This window comes from Nostoc sp. (genome assembly GCF_036919895.1).
Classification (GTDB): Bacteria; Cyanobacteriota; Cyanobacteriia; order Cyanobacteriales; family Nostocaceae; genus Nostoc.
In genome coordinates this window covers 1-19,975 of record NZ_JBALBW010000004.1, presented here as the reverse complement: position 1 = coordinate 19,975, position 19,975 = coordinate 1, and the positions used below count along the sequence as shown (strand labels likewise).

Below are 19,975 nucleotides of genomic sequence, written 5' to 3'. Positions count from 1 at the left end.
AACTGAAAACTTTTTAGAAAATTTTTTTCTAGTTTTTTAACAGTCTTTTGAAAATAAAACTGCCCGGAGAGGTAAGCAACTCATAGAACTCACTTGTCATAAGAGCTGATTTCCTCTCCGGGCTAAAGAAACACTCTAGCTTAGAGTATTGATTACATAGTCGATGTATGAATTTGCTTCAACAGCTGGGTCGCCGCTTAGACCGTGGTTAGCTTTGATGTACTTGAGAGCTTCAATGTACCAGCTAGGAGATAGGTCAAAAGTGCGGTTGATTTCAGCCAAGCCAGAAATCAAGAAGTCATCCAAGGGGCCTGTGCCACCAACAACTAAAGCATAAGTGATCATCCGCAAGTAGTAGCCGACATCACGAACACACTTGCCTTTACCGCGTGCATCAGACGCGAAGTTAGGGCCTTGTTGTTGAGTGGTGTAAGGGAACTTGTTATATACTGCTTGAGCAGCACCTTCGGTCAAGCGTTGAGCATTAGCGCTCAATGCTTTTGCTGCTTGTAAGCTAGCTGGTGCTTGACGGAAGCGACCAAAAGCAACTTGAATTTCGGTGCTGCTGAGGTAGCGACCTTGAGAGTCTGCTGATGCAATTGCTTCCGTTAGAGGTGTTTTTGTCATTTTGGTATTTCCCTTTTACAAACTTTTGGTTGAAATTTTGTTTTGTCCTAATGGACAATTATCTCAGTCAATAGCAGCAGTATCTGCCTTAAGCTACTGCTGAAGCAGCACGGTCAAAATAGCTAGCTATTTCAGATGCTAAAGCGCTGCAATCGCCTCTGGTGATATTGTTTGTGTCGTTAACAATTGCCAAGGAAGCTGCTTTCAGCTTTTGAATACCAACAGCAACTGAAGCTCCGGGAGTTCCCAATGCCAAGTAGGTTTCACGCAAACCATTGAGGGCACGGTCATCTAGAACACTAGAATCGCCAGCAAAGATTGCATAAGTGATGTAGCGAAGAATGATGTCCAAGTCTCTGATGCAAGCAGCAGCGCGACGGCTGGTGTAAGCATTACCACCGGGAGTGATCAATTGGGGCTGTTCTGCCCACAAATCACGAGCCGCAGCAGCAACTAGAGCGGAAGCATTGCTGGTAATCCGGTTAACAGCATCTGCACGCTTGTTACCATCTTTGACTAGTTCGCTCAATGCATCCAATTGTGCATCGGAGAGGTATTCCCCACGTGTATCAGCTTGGGAAACTACTTTTGCAAATGCATCTAAAACCATTGCGTTAAATCTCCTACTTTGCTCGGTTAAGAATAATTGGACTCAAAACTGAATGGTTCAGCTTTTTGCCTTTTTTTTGATGTCAGCACTGCCTGACGAGTTACGAAAGGTTTAAAACAGACATCCAAGAAATAAGTTTACGATCTCCAGGCTTTCAGATTAAAACTTTTGTTAAAAAACTTAAAACTTCTGTGAATGACTGGAAAACCTGATTAAGATGTTGTTTTTTACTTCCAAGTTCTCTTTATACAATGCTGCCGTATCATTATTTATTACAAATTATTGTTATGTTTGTTAATTTGTTTTACATAACTTTACATTTTCTGATTAGCTTCTCTTCACCTCTAGGAAATTCCTCAAAGAATGCGATCGCATTCTTAATTAAAGTAATATTTGCACCCCATCCCTACTGATAAAGGTGCGCCGTGGGTTCATAGCTACAGATGCAATGGGAGACTATTAGGATTGTTGCTAACGCAGACTTGAGGATTGCGTACCAGCCAAACCAAAGCGAGCCGCACCTGCTGCGTTAAACTACTTTTTAAAGGCATCAAAACTGCCAAAAGTTAAAAGTTTGGTTAATCTCTTGAGCGATCGCTCCCGATGGTTGTCGACCACCTTCAGGACTAATAATTTGCCAAAAAATGGATAAAGTAGAGCTTAGACACTAAAAATAGACATCTATGGTATAGAAATGTATAGAATCTTGTAAAAATATAAAATATAGTTGTTAAATGCACACATTTATAGCTTCTTCCTCAATGCAGCTGTCTGTACCACCAAATCACTTTCAGCCAATGAAGATTGTCGCACTGGGAGACAGCTTAATTTATGGATTCGGCGATCCAGAAAAAGGAGGCTGGATTGAGCAACTACGGCGATGGTGGATGTTGCCGGATAGTGCCGGTCATGTTCTTTATAATTTAGGGGTAAGAGGCGATCGCACGCAACAAGTAGCCCAAAGGCTAGAAGTTGAATTTCGCCACCGGGGCGAACTGCGAAATCGCGTCCCCGACTTGATTATTTTATCCGTAGGCGTGAACGACTCAGCGCGGTTGGCGCGTCCCGATGGTCGAAGTTACACAGATTTTACCCTATTTGAAAAAGAAATTGCAACTCTTTTAGATTTAGCACAGCAACTCTGTCCTGTGTTATTTGTGGGCATGGTGCCAGTAGATGAAGCCAAGATGCCATTTTTAGATTGTTTTTACTATAATCATGCCGATCAGTACCGCTACAAAGAAGCAACTCGAATTGCTTGCAGCAAACGGCAGATTCCCTATTTGGATATTTTTGAGCAGTGGATGAAACGCGGTGAAAACTGGCGGCTTAAACGTCTGAGTGAAGATGGTCTTCATCCCAATACACTTGGTTATCAAGCTTTGTTAGAAGATGCGATCGACTGGGATGCAATACATTCAGTAAACTTTGCCAATGCAGCTTACCATTCTGAATTTAATTATCATCTTAAACCATCCTAATAATATAGATATGTTGGTGCTTTGAGTTAGCCTATATTCTCATATTTGCTATCTTCGCAAAAAGTACCACAATCTTAACTAATTTTTGAATGAGAGTAGATGTAGCATCCTTTCATAATTAATCTATAAAACTCCAATTTCTCTCTTTTCATTACAGAAGTAATTAATCGTGTCTCTTAACTCCTAACTCATCATTTTTATGACACCAACTTTATTTGGTCGTTGGCAAACTCGATTATTATTACTCGCAACAGTAGGCGTGCTTGTATCTTTGCCTTTTGCAATAGGTTTGATTGGCCCTGTCGCTAACTCGGTTTATTTTTGGGTACTTGGCTATGTCGCCGTCTTTGGCTTAGGTTGGGATGTGGTTTATAACCATCTTCAGAAATCCCGATGGGATAGGGATTGGCCCGCAGCTTATCAACTTTTAGCTGGTATATGGGAATTAGCATTTGTGTTCTGTGGAGTAAAACTGTTTGGCTTTTTACCAATACCTTTACCTAAAGAAGAATTACCTTTAGCAGTTTTTTTATTGCACTATAGCGTCGTGTGGCTAGCAGTTTTTATTAGTTCACAAAGCCTGATGCGAATTATTTTCCTCCGTTGGCGTTTCCGGGGTGGAGAGTGGTTGTAAGTTGCATAGTGTCTTTTAGAGAAGGAATAAGAGCTTTAGAGATTTATTGCGTAAATGTTATTGTTATGAAATAAATCGGTTTGTAAAAATTAATTCATACAGCCTTTTCCAAGTAAATGAACTACATAGGTAGGGGTACAGCACTGCTGTAACCTGAAAATCATCTGTAGCTTACCAAGTTGCAATCTGCTGTATATGGCGGTTTCAGTTTAGATGCAATATGTTGTATTAACGTACAGTTAGTTGTATCTGTTTTTACGAACAATAAGGTAGTTGCTATCAAATTAAAAGCAGCTATCTTAATATTTCTAAATTAGCACTTGTGCCGATGTAGTTATCTATGAGAAAAACAGGACAAGCTGAGGATATTTTTCAATGCAGAGACGCAAATTAAGGAAGTGCAATGTCAAGTTTTGATCTGGTTATTCAGCTATTTTTGCAACTCACAGTTATCTTAGTTACTTGTCGCATCGTGACGATTTTAGGACGGCGTTATCTTGGTCAAACCGATGTTGTTTGCGAAATGATTGCAGGCGTAATGCTAGGGCCATCACTCTTGGGATTAATTGCACCAGATTTTCAGCAATGGCTTTTTCCTAAGCTTCCAATCATCACTGCTGTAGGACTTAAGATACCCAATCCATCGATGTCGATTTTATATGCTATTAGCCAGATTGGGTTAGTAATCTATATGTTTTTAATTGGTTTAGAGTTTAACACCAAACTCTTAAAACATCATATCAAAAGTGCAAGTTTGCTGTCTGCTGCTGGGATTATCACTCCTTTTATTTTAGGAGCGATCGCATCTTTTTGGTTTTATCACAATGGCGATTTCTTTCAACCAAAGGTAACATCTTGGTCAGCCGCTTTGTATCTAGGTGCATCGATGACAATTACAGCTTTTCCGATGTTAGCTCGTATTCTTTACGAACGCGGTCTTGCACAAACCCGCTTTGGTACATTGGCTTTAGGTGCTGCATCGGTAGATGATGCAGTTGCTTGGTGTTTGCTAGCGATCGTCCTTGCTAGTGTGAAAAATTCTCTGAGCATTGCCATATTAGCAATTGGTGGTGGCATTTGCTACGTGTTATTTGCAATTTTTCTCGGTCAACCTCTATTGAGAGTGTTCACACGCATGACAAAACGCGATGCGGGTGTGAATAGACAAATTCTAACTTTGATGTTGATAATTTTGATGTTTTGTGCATGGTTTACCGATGTTACAGGTATCTATGCAATATTCGGTGCTTTTGTGTTAGGAGCAGTGACACCACGCGGAGAATTCGCCCAACAAATTCGCCAATATACTGAGTTTTTAACTACTTCTTTTTTACTACCGATATTTTTTGTCTTCTCTGGACTAAACACTCAAATTGGATTGGTAAACACGCCTACGTTGTGGGGAATTACGCTCTTAATTATTGCGATCGCAATTCTTGGCAAAGGTGTTGCTTGTATGTTGGCTGCAAAATTAGCCGGAGAAAATTGGCGTGAATCTGCAACTATCGGCGCTCTAATGAATGCTCGTGGTTTGATGGAATTAATCATCCTCAATATCGGTCTTGAGCAAGGTATAATTACCCCGACTTTATTCACTATAATGGTTATCATGGCAGTCATTACTACACTGATGGCATCACCACTGATTGCCTTTTTATTGCACGGTACAAGCTATGATAAATCTTCTGCTTAAGCAAATATAAATAGAAAATAATTCCAAATTTACTAATATTAATTACATACTTGCAGTTATTCTACATTTAGCTATTAAAATCATTATAATTACTTTTTCATCTCTGCAAATGCTTCCTCTCAGTAATTGACATTACAACTAAGTGCAAATTAATCTTGGTTGTATCTAACGAACTTGAAAATTCTCGATCTTTTAAAGATTGATCTTAGAGAAACCAGATAGTTAATTGTGAGAAAATCATGCACATAGTTATTCTTGTTCTGGTTGAGGTGCTGATTGTTATTGGACTTTCAAGGCTAGTAGGGCTAGCATTTCGTTCCATTAAGCAGCCTTTGGTAATTGGTGAGATTGTCGCCGGCATTATGCTCGGCCCTTCTTTATTTGGTTTAGTTGCTCCCCACATCGCAGTTACCTTGTTTCCACCAGAAACTATTCCTTTTCTAAATGTTTTGTCTCAGGTGGGACTAATATTTTTCATGTTTCTGATTGGGCTAGAACTAAATCCCAAATACCTCGGCGGACAATTGGAAGTAGCTATTTTAACTTCTCATGTCAGCATTTTGGTGCCGTTTTCTTTAGGAACATTGCTAGCGGTAATCCTTTATCCTCTAGTTTCCAATGCTAGTGTATCCTTCACAGCTTTTGCTTTATTTTTAGGGGCCGCGATGTCGATTACTGCCTTTCCAGTATTGGCGCGAATCATTACTGAAAACAATTTACAAGGAACACGTTTAGGAACCTTGGCATTAACTTGTGCAGCCGTGGATGATGTGACAGCTTGGTGTTTGTTAGCAGTAGCGATCGCAGTGGCTAGAACTGGTGACTTTGCTGGTGCTATACCCACAATTCTCGCCAGCATCATCTACATCGGCTTGATGTTGACGGCGGGACGTTGGTTCCTGCAACGCCTTGCCAAACACTACCTGCGGGCGGGACGACTCAGCCAATTGCTGCTAGCTGGGATTTATATGGGTGTGGTTGCGTCGGCATTAATTACCGAACTAATTGGTATTCACTTAATTTTTGGGGCATTTTTACTGGGAGCAGCCATGCCCAAAAATGAAGATTTAGTGCGGGAATTAGCAGTAAAAACCGAAGATTTTGTCCTAATTTTCTTGCTGCCAATATTTTTTGCCTACAGTGGCTTAAAAACACAGATTGGCTTGCTCAACCGTCCAGAATTGTGGCTTTTGTGTGCCTTGGTTTTAGGAGTTGCGATCGCAGGTAAATATGTTGGTACTTATGTCGCAGCCCGTGTCAGTGGCATTAGTAAACGGGAAGCCTCGGCACTCGGCTGGTTAATGAATACTCGCGGCTTAACCGAACTAATAGTGCTAAATATTGGTCTAGAGTTAGGGGTAATTTCGCCCTTAATATTTACCATGCTGGTAATTATGGCATTGGTAACTACATTCATGACCTCGCCACTACTGGAATGGACATATCCGAAAAAGCTGATCAGGTTAGATATGGTGCAACCGGAATTGGAAGCAGAAACAGGTATAGACACCTCTACTGGAAGTGAAACTTCCCGTCATCCTTTCCGAATTTTGGTGCCAGTGGCTAATCCCACTACGCAAAAAGGTTTAGTACAGTTAGCAGTCGCCTTGGCGCAGCCCGCCGTCGGTATTGCTCTCAATTATCGATATCCTGCCATTGTTAACCCCCTCAGCCTGATTGAATTTCAAGAAGACTATGCCTTTGGAAGTACCCCAGTTGAAGCAGACCGATTAATCGCCCAGCGTCGTCACCAACTAGAAGAATTGATTAATACTCTCGAACCGCCAGAAACTCGTTCTTGTGTGCATCCTATCGTTCGTATATCCAGCAATGTTGCCCGCGAAACATCACAAATTGCCACATTAGAACAAGTTGATTTAATTCTCGTAGGCTGGCATCGACCAGCTTTTAGTAGTAATCGTTTAGGTGGACGAGTCGGACAAATACTTACCACCGCACCAGTAGATGTAGCAGTATTTGTAGATAAAGGCAAAGAGCAATTAGAAAGTTTACTCGTACCTTATTCTGCAAATATCCATGATGATTTAGCACTAATACTAGCTCTGAGGCTGCTAATTAATCGTGAGACTTGTATGTTGCAGATATTACAGATAGCAGCAAATCATACTAAGGAAGAATTGAGTTACGAACTGCACACGATGATGGAGCAATTGCCCACCAGTGTACGCGATCGCATTGAAATCAAAATTATCGAAGCCCCAGAACCAATCCAAGCCGTAATTCAAGCTTCAGAAGGTGTTGACTTAACTATTGCTGGCACCAGCCGCGCTTGGGGTATTGAGCGCCAAACTTTGGGAAGATATACAGATCAACTAGCTATCCAATGTCGTTCTTCGCTGCTGATTACCCGCCGCTACAGTCAAGTTACCGCTCACCTTGCCTCTATGCTTCCTGAAGTTAGTAGTCAAGAGCCAACCATTAAGGAATTGAAATTATGAATCATTTCAAGTTCAAATCCTTGGCTTTTTACGGAGTAACAATAATTTCAGTACTACTGTTGTTTAAAACTGTCAGCGTTTATGGGGAAAACAAGCTTAAGGCTCCTCCGAACGTTAACGGGCGCTATCGTCTAAATTTGTCAGAGAATTTGCCTAACTGTGAAAAATCGGATACCCTGACGTTAAACATTGAGCAGTCGGGTATTTACTTAAATGCCTCTGTATTACCGGCAAACGCTAAGGCAGATACTGACGAAAAGCACTCTCTGGCAGGCACCTTTAGAAATCAACAATTAAATTTATCTGGGAAAGTTGGCAAATCAATCCTTTGTAATATTCCTCGCCCCCAAAACGATCCTCTGAACTCAGTCACAATTCAAATGCAACTTGTGGATAAAGGTAATCTGACAGGTCAATTAAATGTCAATGGCATTCCACAAACCCTAAAATTTACTGCTGTGTCTGAAAAAGCTAATTGAATCGCGTCTACGGGATTGGAAGCGCGAAGTAAACAGCAATGTGAGCGCATTGTATGGGTTTTATGGAGCAGATAAAAAGAATGAATCAGGGACTAAAGACTAGGCAATTTTGCCAATGGCGCAAGCAGCTATTTAACATCAGTCTATTAGGCTTTTGGGTAGCGATCGCCCTCGAAACTTGCACTACTGCTGCTACACCAGGAGCAAAGCTAGATAATTGGCGGTTTTCACCCAAAACACAGCAACTCGAAATCACTCTCTCGGCAGGTACAACACCTCATTATTTCTACTTAGCCCAACCCTCTCGGCTTGTTGTAGATCTACCGAATACTAAGTTGGGCAAAGTTTCCACACAACAAAATTATTCTGGAGCAATCAAAAGTATTCGCGTTTCTCAATTGAATGCAAATGACACACGCATTGTCTTAGATTTAGCACCAGGGACTGCTTTTAATCCTAAACAGGTACAACTACAACCAGTTTCCCGAAAAAACTCCACTCGCTGGGTATTACGTCCGGTTTTTTCTGGTAAAACTACTGCCGTGAAACTAGGAAATTCCCCATCTTCATCTAAAAAACAGTCTCAAACACTGTATAAACCACAGCCGCCTAGTAACTTACCTGTAACTACTACTAATTTACAAGCGCCCTTACTCACAATTCCGCCGATATCAAACGATCTGCCCTCAACAATTACTAATAACTCAGGACAGCCTTTTGTCACTGTACCTGCCCTAACTCCGAATACATCCTCTCAACAACCTGCTTTGGTTCTTCCCCCTCCTTCTTTCCCAAATCAACTCGGTAACTTGAATAACATTCCTCCTTCTGGTGTGTCGGAATTTCCAGTTCCAACAACCCCCAATGTTTCCAATCCCCAGATTATTGAGTTTGGTCAACCTTTACCCAAAACTAAATAGGGCATGGAAAATCAAACCAATGCCCCATGCCCTAATTTAGATATTTGTCCAGTTAGCAACTATTACCTTTTTCCAACTAATTCCTTCACCTTGTTGATGATGCTCACTGGATCGATACCTTGATATGGGTACTGTTCCCACAAACCACCGCAACCTTCTTTATGAGTTCCTAGATGGGCATATTTGGGAGTCAACCCGCGTTCTAGCAGCCAAGAACCGAAACGGCTGCCTAAACCTGTCCGCCGATTGAAGGCTTCTACTACAAGGACAAAAGGAGCATTACCAATTTTGGTAATCATTTCTTCATCAATGATGTTTAAAGTTGGTTTGTTAATTAAACCAACGTCTAACCCTTCTTGCTTAAGACGCTCTACAGCATCAACGGCACGGTAGAGAGCATCACCAAAGCTGATGATATAGCCTTGCGTTCCCTCTCGGACAACCTCATCTTTACCGGGAACAAATTTGTAGCCGCTTCCAAATAAATCATTGCCGTTGCTGTCTTGAATATTGGGCACTTTGGAACGGGTGGAGAAAATAAACCGCAATCCAGGCTCATGAAACACAGCTTCTACACAAGCTGTCATTTGATTAATATCTGCTGGAAAATATAACTGTGTTGCGTAGCCATCATCCAAGCCATTGTCGGCAAACATATTGTTCAAACCAAAATGGCAGGTGTTATCTGCCATGTCATCTATACCCGCATGGGAAAAGTGACACAGGACATTGGAATAGTTCAGCCGTGCCATCGTGATTTCTGAAATACACATTTCTAAGAAGGCGCTGAAAGTCGCAAAAATACCTTGCTTGCCCTTTTCCATCCCGAATCCAGCAGCAGCAGAGAAATTGCCCCGTTCCATGATGCCTGAAGAAATAAATATTTCAGGGTATGTATCGTGAATTTTCTTCAACCCGCAGGAGCCTTCTAGATCGCTATCGATGACCTTGACTTTTTCTTTCCGCTCCCCCTCACTCATGCGACTGAGGACAGATACCACTGCTTCACCAAACACATTGCGGTTAGCGCCCCATTTGTCACTGGAACCGATAAATGTGTATGTTTGCTTGGGTTTTTCAATACTCTTCAAGTATTCGATCGCCGCAGTTTGTCCACGAGATTCTAGATATTTAATTGCTAAATCTACAGAAATTACATCATGACCATGAGTAGAGCCTTCTAAACCTTCAATACCAGGACACATCGGGCGTTTATTGATAATAGCGATCGCTCCGGGAGTATTTACAGCTTCACACAGGCGACGGTATAAATCGTCTAAGTCTTCTCCGTCTCCCTGAAGTACTTTCAAACCGTGACCTTCTAAGGTTTTGGCGACACTGAAACCAGGTAAATATTTAGAAGGATGTCCAGCGATCGTTACATCGTTGTCATCAATTATCAGCTTGACGTTGAGATGTTGAGCAACAGCCAAGCGAGCAGCTTCGGCATCGTTGCCTTCTTGCTGTGAGCCATCGGAACCGAGACAAAAAACTGCTTTGCCTGGATTTGCGATCGCCACACCATTGATGTAAGGCCAAAGATGTCCCAGGCGGCCAGAACTAAATTTCACACCAGGGGTTAATCCTAGTTCTGGGTGTCCTGGCAAATGGGAATTTGCTTGGCGATAACGTAAAAGTTGCTCGGCAGGTAAATCACCATGCAAGGTTGCCATCAAATATTGAGTAGCAACTCGATGTCCTGCCTCATCAAAGAAAATCGGCACAAATTGCTCCGATGCCCCCCGAAAGAAAGCATCGAGGATAGTTACCTCTGGCACTGTATCATAAGGCCCACCAGTATGACCACCCACTCCGCTAGCAGCGCCAGTTGCTGTAAAAAAGACGATCGCATCCCGGCAGAGTTGAATATTTGCTTTTAAAGTCTTTCGCTGTTCATCGGTGAGGCTTGAATTGGCTGGATTGAGCGCTAAAAATTGGTAAGCACCGAGATCGATTGGAAATTTGGTATCAATAATAGTCATGGTTTATTTACTGAATAAAAAGCTATTTGAACACACAGCACGGATGAGCGCACTACCCAACAAAATTGTTAAAACCGAGATTGGGCAACAATTAGCCAAGAATTTTTCAAACTAAAGTCAACCAAGTACTTGGAAGTATCTGGTTTCATTAAATGCCACAATCAATACATTTAACCATGCATGAACGTGATTGAATTCAATTGAAGTTGCTGCTTCTCAATAAGTATAAACTCACAAACGTGCAATTTCAAGTTCAAAAACGCAATTTCAGGAAAATTAATTATGCTAACTGCTGAACGACGACAATTCATCTTAGAAATTCTGCGTCGTGATAAAAAGGTACTTTCGACAGAACTTAGTGCTGTTCTGAAGGTTTCTGAGGATACGATTCGGCGGGACTTGCGAGAACTAGCAGAAACTGGACTATTGCAACGCGTTCATGGGGGAGCGCTCCTCAAATCCCCAGCCACCGCTAGTTATGCCGATCGCCAAAAGCAAGCGCCAAAAGAAAAGGAAGCGATCGCTCGGACAGCAGCAAAATTAGTTTGTAAAGGACAGGTGGTGATTTTAGATGGAGGTACGACAACTCTCCAAGTGACACGACATTTGCCCTTAGATTTGCAAGCGACAGTGATCACAAATAGTCCGCCAATTGCCGTTGCTTTAGCAGAACATCCTCATATAGAGGTTGTAATGTTAGGTGGACAACTTTACAAAAAAGCCTTGGTGAATGTGGGTACTGTCACGATTGAGACATTACGGATGATTCGTGCAGATTTGTGTATGTTGGGCGTTTGCAGTTTACATCCAGAGATTGGGATTAGTGTACCTAACCTAGACGAAGCCCACGTTAAACGAGCCATGATTGCTGGATCGGCTGAGGTAGTAGGATTAGTAACAGCAGAAAAACTGGACACGGCTGCTCCTTATCTAGTGGAGTCCATTCATGCCCTGACTTACCTTGTAACAGCACCTACAGTATCTAATAGTATGCTGAGTGCCTACAAAGCTTTAGGTTTAACCATTATCCGCGATGAGTAACCACGATCTAATGCGAGCAGATGCGATCGCTGCGGACTGGGGAGAGAAGGCAGGATAAGCATAGAATTCCTTCAATGCCCCATGCCTCATGCCCAAATCTAAAATCTATCAGTTTCTTGAGGTGTTCCAACTGCTCCAGGTTGAGCGGTGAAGAAGTTTTGAGCAGCTTCGTTCTGATATATGCATCTAATATCAGGTTTGTCACTGTCCAAGCTACCTGTGAATCCAAAGGTATTCAGGCGATTTTTGCACTCATTTACCTGATCCGATGTCACCAACTTGCGTTGCTCTAAAATTGCCCAATTATTTTGTCGGATCACACATCCAGGACGCATACTCGGCTGCGAAACATAAACATTGAATGGATTGAGAGTGACGAACAGTCTAGCATCCATCACCATAGCGCTGGCTCCGTTCTGCACGCAAATCTCAGGGTTAGGTGCTTTCAAATCAATGAATTCACGAGAAGCTACATTTGATGGGGCTAAGGTGGTTGTAGAACTAAAAGCAATGCCAATCCCAATTCCCAAAATCAACACCCCTCCCATAATTGCGATGGTGAAGAGGTTAAACATAGGGGATTGGAAAATAGAGGGTTTAGAAGTAGTAGCCGATCTACCAGGGGGTTTACGTCTCATTGTTGCTTAATCACCTTCACGTCGATTTTGGAGGGAGTGGTCTAAAGTTTTCTCTCTATTTTCAGTATGCCTAGTCTTGACTGTAATTGCCTGCAATTTTCTGGGCGATATTCTTGTTAAATGAGAAAAATAGTAAATTGTCTAGATAACTTAGTATCCGTAAAGAAAGGTTGTTAATAAGCGGTTCTAGCCCTTAGTCAGAACCAATACTTAGTTTTACATTACTGAAAATACTTGATTTTATTCTTGTTTTGCCAAAATTTAAACCTTATCGTCTATTGTTTACATCTTGAATAATTGGTGAGTGTTTTCTTTATTAGATCGTTAACGAATTGTTATTAGTTATGACTCTTGATGCTGTTTGACTTGCTTAATTGGTTTTATATTTTGCGAATAAATTATACCATATTTTTGATTTTTGTCAGGCAGTCTTAATTTTAAAAATTAATGCAGTCAGAATGCTTTGATTACCAGGCTTTTGTTGTTAATTTTAAATTTTTAGGATCGGATATTTTTGTTCCCCCTAGTAATTGATATGTCAAACAATGTAAATTAATACTTAATGAAATTTTGATAAGTAATAGAAAGCACGTGACATCTCAAAGAGCGCTACTTTCGGTCAAGAGGTTCAAAACTTCGCAACTCCAAATTTTCCTAGCTGATAGTCTGACTATTTTTTGGGGAGATTGGTTAGATTTACGTGTAAGAATCGTACAAGTTGCTGCATCAGGCTTAATATCCCCACTGATATATATTTTAGCTTTTGGTTTAGGTTTGGGTAGTTCCATTAAACCAGGCTCAGAGATTAGTGGTAACTATAATAACTATTTGGAATTTATATTACCGGGGATGGTAGCGCTATCGTCAATGACAATTAGCTTTGGTGGAACGACATTTTCGATTTGTGGAGACAGGCTATTTAGCAAAACCTTCGAGGAATTGTTGTTAACTCCCATACATCCCTTGGCGTTGCATATCGGAAAAATGCTAGCGGGAGTAGTACGGGGGTTGATGACATCCGGTTCTGTGATTTTGGTAGCGCTGCTGTTGACTGGAAACTGGAATTTTCTCAACCCACTATTTTTACTGTTGGTAGTGCTAAATTGTTCGGTATTTGCTGGATTAGGGGTGATTGTGGGGTTGAGTGTGCGATCGCTCGAATCAGTCGGACTCTACAACAATTTTATAATTATCCCCATGTCATTCTTGGGGGCAACCTTCTTTGATCCTGGTACATTACCGACTGCCCTGAAAGTCGTAGTTTACCTGTTACCGTTAACCTACGCCAGCATCGGACTGCGTGCAGCAGCCCATTTACCCTTATCCCAATTTCCTTGGTATAGCATACCGATTTTGCTAGTGATTGCGATCGCTCTTTCTCTGTGGGGTGGTTATAAATTCGCTCATCAACAAGATTAAAACTTTCATTACAAACTGTGCTTTAACTGAACCTTCACTGCGGCTATTTTTATCTTGTGGTTTTCGACTCAGCATGATTGAAATGCTAATTGAATTGAGTCATTAGTCATTAGTTTTAACCAAATGACTAATGACCAATGACCAAGGACTAACTAGCTAACAGAGTTTTTTCTAGAGAAGTCCAACGGAAGGAGCGATCGCCACCTCTCTCAATTACTACTCTTACTCGTGGTTCTAACTGAGGCAAATTCGTTAAATACTCAAGTTCCTCATTAGAAAGAATATGCCCTTCAATAATCCACAAGACCAGCCCCTTTGATTTTGGTGGTAGCTGTTCTAGATGAGAATTGAGAATTGGCGGCAGATAGTACACATGACCTACAGCCGCACCACTACCAGTACTTTTCTTACCAAGATGAGGAGGTCTGACCCCATGAATTCTTGTGAGATACGTAGCTACATCACCTAGTCCCTTAGCAGTAATGTGGAGCGTAGTATAGCCAGCAGCACGTAGTCGGCGCTGATATCGACCTTCATAACCCCCTTCCAGAGGTACATACACTCCAAGAGCGCCAAATTTTTCCAGATCGCGGATCAAACCGTTGCCAGTGGTAATTAGTGCCATAGATTTTCGTCGTTATCCCACTTAGATATCTCTATTATTTACCTTGAACCGATAGATTCAAAGCATTTTTTTCGGCATAGGGCATAGAGAAAAGACTTATTTAATAATTCTCCCCTGTCCCCTTCATCTCCCCCACTCTTGTACAGACGCGATTCATCGCGTCTCCCCAAAAATAAATCTATAAATTACTAGACAAACATAAATAAATCATTTATACTATTAGATTGTGACCAAACACGCAAATTAGGTAGACTTTTTACTGTCATTCTGAGGTAGTGTTAGCATTAAAAGCTGATGATTTAATCCAAATTGGATAATCTAACTCAGATTGCTCGTAGACTGGTAAACTAAGAAAGCTTTCAGGTCAACATTGGAACTTATGGATGAACAATCAAAGCCAATCCTAAGCTCCAGAGTCAATTTAATCCTGTGCCTCTGAAAAAGCGGCGAAATCTTAAACAATAGTTTAAGGTATTTAAGGAAGTAAAACTGAGCAGCAATGTTGGTTTCATGGCATTACGTCAGTCTCAGTTAACGGATACTGGGCGGTAAAGACCGCTTAAGTCCAACTGCAACACGGCAGTAGCCAACCTCCGGGAAACCGTCCTTCGGGCGTACACAAATCGGAAAACCCGCCGACAGCGCTGCCTCCAGAAGTGCCAGAGCAATTGCTTGGACGAAAGCATTGCTGCACACAGTTTTAAACTGTAGCGCCTTGCATTGATTCCAGAAGTTACTCCTTCCCAAAGGAAGAGAATTGTAGCTGTTCTGGTGATCTATTGAGTGAAGCTAAACAGATTCACCAAGCAGTACGGACACGGTTTGTTGTGTCCCAAAAGTATTTGGAATGGTTTTAGTAAACCAATCCAAATTTCGCAGGCTAACCCAGCCTAAACAGATGCGTACAAAGCGTGTCCTCTAGAGTCCAATTCCAAGGTCAGCAAGTAGAAAGGAGAACCAGTTACTGTGTCTGTAGGTATTCTCGGCACCAAGCTGGGCATGACCCAAATATTTGACGAAGCAGGAGTAGCCATTCCTGTGACTGTCATTCAAGCAGGGCCATGCACCGTAACACAAGTTAAAACGAAACAAACCGACGGTTATTTTGCCATTCAAGTTGGTTTTCGCGAAGTTAAACCAAAGGCACTCAACAGACCACTACTGGGTCATTTGGCTAAATCATCTGCCCCAGCATTGCGTCACCTAAATGAATATCACACTGATAATTCTAGTGATTATGCTTTAGGTCAACAGATTAAAGCAGATATTTTTAGTGCAGGTCAAATTGTCGATGTAGTCGGCACAAGCATCGGTCGCGGTTTTGCAGGAAACCAGAAGCGCAACAACTTTGCCCGTGGGCCTATGTCACATGGTTCCAAAAACCATAGAGCGCCAGGTTCTATTGGTGCTGGTACAACACCAGGCCGTGTCTATCCAGGTAAGCGGATGGCAGGGCGTTTAGGTGGGAAACGCATCACAATCCGTAAACTGACCATAGTGCGAGTTGATGCAGAACGCAATTTATTACTAATTAAGGGAGCCATTCCTGGTAAACCAGGCGCTCTAGTAAGTGTTGTACCTGCAAAAGTAGTGGGATAGTCAAAAGTCATTAGTCAAAAGTCATTAGTCAAAAGTCATTGGCTAAGGACAAATGGCAAAAGACAAATGACAGATGACAGATGACAAAGGACAAATAAGAAAGATGGTTGAAAGCGTAGTTAAAAATTGGCAAGGAGAACAGGTCGGCGAGACGACCTTCGAGTTGCGCGTTGCCAAGCAAGAAACAGCGTCTCATATTGTGCATCGCGCCTTGGTACGGCAATTGACTAATGCTCGTCAAGGAAATGCCAGCACAAAAACTCGGGCTGAAGTTAGAGGTGGCGGTCGTAAACCTTGGCGGCAAAAAGGTACTGGTCGCGCTCGTGCAGGGTCTATTCGTTCACCATTGTGGCGTGGTGGTGGTGTGATCTTTGGGCCAAAACCTAGAGACTTCGACCTGAAGTTGAACCGCAAAGAGCGACGTTTAGCACTGCGGACAGCATTTGTCGGTCGCATTGATGACTTGATCGTAGTAGAAGAATTTAGCACCGAGCTATCTCGCCCGAAGACTAAAGACTTAGTAGCAGCACTTGCCCGTTGGGGAGTAGTGCCAGAAAGCAAGGCACTCTTAATTTTGTCTGAAATTGCGGATACAGATAACGTTTATTTGTCAGCCCGCAACATTGAAAATTTAAAACTAATTGCAGCCGACCAGTTAAATGTTTTTGATTTACTGCACGCTGACAAAATTGTAGTTACGGCATCAGCCCTAGAAAAAATTCAGGAGGTCTACAGTGCCTAGCTTTGACCCCCGCGATCTTGCCGACTTAGTGCGTCGCCCAATAGTCACTGAAAAGGCGACTATCTTGATGGAGCAAAATAAGTACACCTTTGAAGTAATTCCAAAGGCATCTAAGCCAGAAATCAAGGCTGCGATCGAAGACTTATTTCAGGTCAAGGTTGTAAAAGTCAACACCACCTTACCACCACGTAAAAAGCGGCGCGTTGGTAAATTTATCGGTTATAAGCCCCAATACAAGCGAGCTATTGTTACAGTCGCACCTGGGGATGAAGACAAGATTAGACAAGTTCTATTCCCAGAAGTCTAGGAATTTTAGATTTTAGATTTTAGATTGAGGAGTTGACTGAATAAACACCAAAGATGGTCGCAATTGGTTAAACACTCATTAAATCCAAAATTCAAAATCCGAAATTTAAGTAAATCCAAAATCCAAAATCCAAAATAGATTATGGGTACTCGTTCTTACCGCCCTTATACCCCCAGCACTCGCCAAGTTACAGTTTCTGACTTTGCGGAAATCACAAAAACCAAGCCAGAAAAATCCCTAACTACCTCGAAGCATCGCGCTAAAGGTCGGAATAATACCGGGCGGATTACCAGTCGTCGCCGGGGTGGCGGACACAAACAACTTTATCGGATCATCGATTTTAAAAGGGATAAACATAATATTCCTGCCAAAGTCGCAGCAATTGAATACGATCCAAACCGCAATGCCCGAATTGCCCTTTTGTATTACCAAGATGGCGAAAAACGGTATATCCTTCATCCCAACGGGTTGAAAGTTGGAACAATAATTATTTCTGGCCCTGAATCCCCCTTTGAAGATGGTAATGCTTTACCTCTCTCAAGGATTCCCTTGGGTACTAGTGTTCACAACGTAGAAATGACTCCTGGCAAAGGTGGTCAAATCGTTCGTGCTGCTGGTGCTAGCGCTCAAGTTGTGGCAAAAGAAGGTGATTATGTAACTCTCAAATTGCCTTCAGGAGAAGTCCGCTTAATTCGGCGTGATTGCTACGCCACCATTGGACAAGTAGGCAACACCGATGCGAGAAACCTGAGTGCAGGTAAAGCCGGACGAAATCGCTGGAAAGGTCGCCGTCCGAAGGTTAGGGGTAGCGTCATGAACCCAGTGGATCACCCACATGGTGGTGGTGAAGGTAGAGCGCCTATCGGTAGATCGGGGCCTGTTACACCTTGGGGTAAACCCACATTGGGCGCGAAGACACGCAATCGCAAGAAACTTAGCAGTAAATTCATTGTGCGTCGTCGCCGTAAGTCCTCTAAACGCGGTCGCGGTGGTCGTGAGTCTTAAAGAGTTAGGAGTTAAGAGTTATGAGTTGAGAGTAAAATCTAACTTCTAATTCCTCACTCCTCACTACTAATTTCTAAATCCTAAATCCAAAATTGAACTATGGGTCGTTCTCTAAAAAAAGGTCCTTTCGTTGCGGATCATCTCTTAAAAAAAATTGAAAAGCTCAACGACAATAACAGAAAAGAAGTTATTAAAACTTGGTCAAGAGCTTCGACAATTTTGCCCCTAATGGTAGGTCATACCATAGCTGTTCACAACGGACGACAACACGTTCCAGTTTTTGTAAATGAACAGATGGTAGGACACAAGTTGGGTGAATTTGCCCCGACACGCACCTACAGGGGTCATGGAAAAAGCGACAAAAAAGCGGGTAGGTAGTCATTAGTTATTAGTCATTAGTCATTAGCTAAAGACAAGTGACAAATGATAAATGACAAATGACAAAATTGGAGAAAATTATGGCTACTAATACTACTGAAGTAAAAGCGATCGCTCGTTTTATCCGCATCTCGGCCTACAAAGTGCGTCGGGTACTCGATCAAATCCGGGGGCGATCGTACCGAGAAGCGTTAATCATCTTAGAATTCATGCCCTATCGCGCCACTGATCCCATATTGAAGGTTCTCAGAAGCGCCGCTGCCAATGCTGAACACAACGCTGGGTTAGATCGGACTCAACTAGTGATTACTCAAGCTTACGCCGATCAAGGTCCACCGTTGAAGCGGTTCCAACCAAGAGCGCAAGGTCGAGCTTACCAAATTCGCAAACCGACGTGTCATATTACTGTGGCTGTTGGAGCCGCCCCAGAAAAATAAGCACGTTTACACGAATAAATTGCGTAAAGTAAGAAATTTTAGAGGAAGCATTCGTGGGACAGAAGATTCATCCAGTTGGTTTTCGCCTGGGTATTACACATGAACATCAATCCCGTTGGTTTGCTGTTCCTGACCGTTATCCAGAACTTTTACAAGAAGACTACAAACTCCGTCAGTATATAGAACAAAAGCTGGGTAGACAGGCTCAAAACAACGCCGGTATTTCCGAAGTGCGGATTGAGCGCAAAGCCGACCAAATCGACTTAGAAGTACGCACAGCTAGACCCGGTGTAGTAGTAGGACGTGGCGGACAAGGTATCGAATCCTTGCGTACCGGACTCCAAGGACTCTTGGGTAGTAATCGTCAAATTCGCATTAACGTAGTTGAAGTTCAACGAGTTGATGCTGATGCCTACCTAATTGCTGAATACATTGCTCAACAATTGGAACGTCGGGTTTCCTTTCGCCGGGTAGTGCGGCAATCAATTCAACGGGCCCAACGCGCTGGTGTTCAAGGGATTAAAATCCAAGTCAGCGGCCGCCTCAACGGTGCAGAAATTGCCCGGACAGAGTGGACTCGTGAAGGTAGAGTACCTTTACATACCTTGCGGGCTGACATTGACTACTCTTATTGCACAGCAAAAACTGTTTACGGCATTTTGGGCATCAAGGTTTGGGTATTTAAAGGAGAAATTATTCCTGGACAGGAACCAGATCCCCTACCACCAGCAAGCCGCGACCGCGAACGAGATCCCCGCGATCGCGATCGTGAACCCCGTCGCCGTCAACAACAACGTCGTCGCCAGCAATTTGAAGACCGCTCAAATGAAGGGTAAACGGGGACTGGGGACTGGGGACTGGGGACTGGGTAAGAATTCTCAATCCCCAATCCCTAATAG

21 protein-coding genes are annotated in these 19,975 nt (G+C 42.5%); 15 read left to right on the top strand and 6 right to left on the bottom strand.

Annotated elements, in window-relative coordinates; all coding sequences use genetic code 11:
• Positions 1–135: 135 nt before the first annotated feature.
• Positions 136–627: a phycocyanin subunit alpha gene (cpcA, locus tag V7K55_RS00245; protein WP_334826988.1), complete on the bottom strand. Its 492-nt coding sequence runs from the start codon at positions 625–627 to the stop codon at positions 136–138.
• 88 nt (positions 628–715) lie between these two features.
• Positions 716–1,237 (bottom strand): phycocyanin subunit beta, encoded by a 522-nt coding sequence (locus V7K55_RS00240; RefSeq protein WP_094328475.1) that lies wholly within the window; start codon positions 1,235–1,237, stop codon positions 716–718.
• A 734-nt stretch (positions 1,238–1,971) separates the two neighbouring features.
• Here V7K55_RS00240 and V7K55_RS00235 point away from each other — a divergent pair.
• From V7K55_RS00235 to V7K55_RS00210, 6 genes are all read left to right on the top strand, one after another.
• Positions 1,972–2,718, top strand: a complete 747-nt coding sequence (locus V7K55_RS00235; RefSeq protein WP_442949054.1) for a GDSL-type esterase/lipase family protein — start codon at positions 1,972–1,974, stop codon at positions 2,716–2,718.
• Positions 2,719–2,917: 199 nt separating this feature from the next.
• The gene (locus tag V7K55_RS00230) at positions 2,918–3,352 is read left to right on the top strand and encodes a hypothetical protein (RefSeq protein ID WP_334826983.1); all 435 of its coding nucleotides are present in this window, start codon (positions 2,918–2,920) and stop codon (positions 3,350–3,352) included.
• 403 nt (positions 3,353–3,755) lie between these two features.
• Positions 3,756–5,045, top strand: coding sequence for a cation:proton antiporter (locus V7K55_RS00225; RefSeq protein WP_334826981.1), 1,290 nt, complete (start codon positions 3,756–3,758; stop codon positions 5,043–5,045).
• A 239-nt stretch (positions 5,046–5,284) separates the two neighbouring features.
• Positions 5,285–7,504, top strand: coding sequence for a cation:proton antiporter (locus V7K55_RS00220; RefSeq protein WP_334826979.1), 2,220 nt, complete (start codon positions 5,285–5,287; stop codon positions 7,502–7,504).
• Positions 7,501–7,983 carry a hypothetical protein gene (locus V7K55_RS00215; protein ID WP_334826977.1) on the top strand — a complete coding sequence of 161 codons (483 nt, stop codon included), beginning with the start codon at positions 7,501–7,503 and terminating at the stop codon, positions 7,981–7,983. The genes V7K55_RS00220 and V7K55_RS00215 overlap by 4 nt, the downstream gene beginning before the upstream one ends.
• A gap of 80 nt (positions 7,984–8,063) precedes the next feature.
• Positions 8,064–8,903, top strand: a complete 840-nt coding sequence (locus V7K55_RS00210; RefSeq protein ID WP_334826975.1) for an AMIN domain-containing protein — start codon at positions 8,064–8,066, stop codon at positions 8,901–8,903.
• Positions 8,904–8,965: 62 nt separating this feature from the next.
• On the opposite strand, the gene V7K55_RS00205 is transcribed toward V7K55_RS00210, so the two are convergent.
• Positions 8,966–10,885, bottom strand: a complete 1,920-nt coding sequence (locus V7K55_RS00205; RefSeq protein ID WP_334826973.1) for a transketolase C-terminal domain-containing protein — start codon at positions 10,883–10,885, stop codon at positions 8,966–8,968.
• A 282-nt stretch (positions 10,886–11,167) separates the two neighbouring features.
• On the opposite strand from V7K55_RS00205, the gene V7K55_RS00200 reads away from it, so the two are divergent.
• Complete coding sequence (locus tag V7K55_RS00200; protein WP_334826970.1) at positions 11,168–11,926, top strand: DeoR/GlpR family DNA-binding transcription regulator; 759 nt, start codon at positions 11,168–11,170, stop codon at positions 11,924–11,926.
• 98 nt (positions 11,927–12,024) lie between these two features.
• Here the strand turns inward: V7K55_RS00200 and V7K55_RS00195 are convergent, their stop codons facing one another.
• Positions 12,025–12,564 carry a DUF3172 domain-containing protein gene (locus tag V7K55_RS00195; RefSeq protein WP_334826967.1) on the bottom strand — a complete coding sequence of 180 codons (540 nt, stop codon included), beginning with the start codon at positions 12,562–12,564 and terminating at the stop codon, positions 12,025–12,027.
• A 591-nt stretch (positions 12,565–13,155) separates the two neighbouring features.
• Between V7K55_RS00195 and V7K55_RS00190 the strand changes: the two genes are divergently transcribed.
• Positions 13,156–13,983, top strand: coding sequence for an ABC transporter permease (locus V7K55_RS00190; protein WP_334826965.1), 828 nt, complete (start codon positions 13,156–13,158; stop codon positions 13,981–13,983).
• 148 nt (positions 13,984–14,131) lie between these two features.
• On the opposite strand, the gene V7K55_RS00185 is transcribed toward V7K55_RS00190, so the two are convergent.
• Positions 14,132–14,608, bottom strand: coding sequence for an NAD(P)H-quinone oxidoreductase subunit N (locus V7K55_RS00185; protein WP_334826963.1), 477 nt, complete (start codon positions 14,606–14,608; stop codon positions 14,132–14,134).
• Between the two features lie 531 nt (positions 14,609–15,139).
• Complete coding sequence (locus V7K55_RS00180; RefSeq protein ID WP_334826961.1) at positions 15,140–15,304, bottom strand: hypothetical protein; 165 nt, start codon at positions 15,302–15,304, stop codon at positions 15,140–15,142.
• A 270-nt stretch (positions 15,305–15,574) separates the two neighbouring features.
• Here V7K55_RS00180 and rplC point away from each other — a divergent pair, with 270 nt between their 5' ends.
• The 7 genes from rplC to rpsC all read left to right on the top strand — a co-directional run bounded on the left by rplC (position 15,575) and on the right by rpsC (position 19,912).
• A complete protein-coding gene (rplC, locus tag V7K55_RS00175) occupies positions 15,575–16,207 on the top strand; it encodes a 50S ribosomal protein L3 (RefSeq protein WP_334826959.1) in 633 nt (210 codons plus the stop codon).
• 103 nt (positions 16,208–16,310) lie between these two features.
• Positions 16,311–16,949 carry a 50S ribosomal protein L4 gene (gene rplD / locus V7K55_RS00170; protein ID WP_334827150.1) on the top strand — a complete coding sequence of 213 codons (639 nt, stop codon included), beginning with the start codon at positions 16,311–16,313 and terminating at the stop codon, positions 16,947–16,949.
• Positions 16,942–17,256: a 50S ribosomal protein L23 gene (locus V7K55_RS00165; protein ID WP_069070779.1), complete on the top strand. Its 315-nt coding sequence runs from the start codon at positions 16,942–16,944 to the stop codon at positions 17,254–17,256. Before rplD ends, V7K55_RS00165 begins: the two co-directional genes overlap by 8 nt.
• A gap of 141 nt (positions 17,257–17,397) precedes the next feature.
• Entirely contained in the window at positions 17,398–18,261 is an 864-nt protein-coding gene (gene rplB / locus V7K55_RS00160; protein WP_334826957.1) for a 50S ribosomal protein L2, read from the top strand.
• Between the two features lie 99 nt (positions 18,262–18,360).
• Positions 18,361–18,639, top strand: coding sequence for a 30S ribosomal protein S19 (rpsS, locus tag V7K55_RS00155; protein WP_012410721.1), 279 nt, complete (start codon positions 18,361–18,363; stop codon positions 18,637–18,639).
• A gap of 80 nt (positions 18,640–18,719) precedes the next feature.
• Positions 18,720–19,076: a 50S ribosomal protein L22 gene (rplV, locus tag V7K55_RS00150; protein ID WP_334826955.1), complete on the top strand. Its 357-nt coding sequence runs from the start codon at positions 18,720–18,722 to the stop codon at positions 19,074–19,076.
• Positions 19,077–19,129: 53 nt separating this feature from the next.
• Positions 19,130–19,912, top strand: a complete 783-nt coding sequence (gene rpsC, locus V7K55_RS00145) for a 30S ribosomal protein S3 (RefSeq protein ID WP_094342453.1) — start codon at positions 19,130–19,132, stop codon at positions 19,910–19,912.
• Positions 19,913–19,975: the final 63 nt, after the last annotated feature.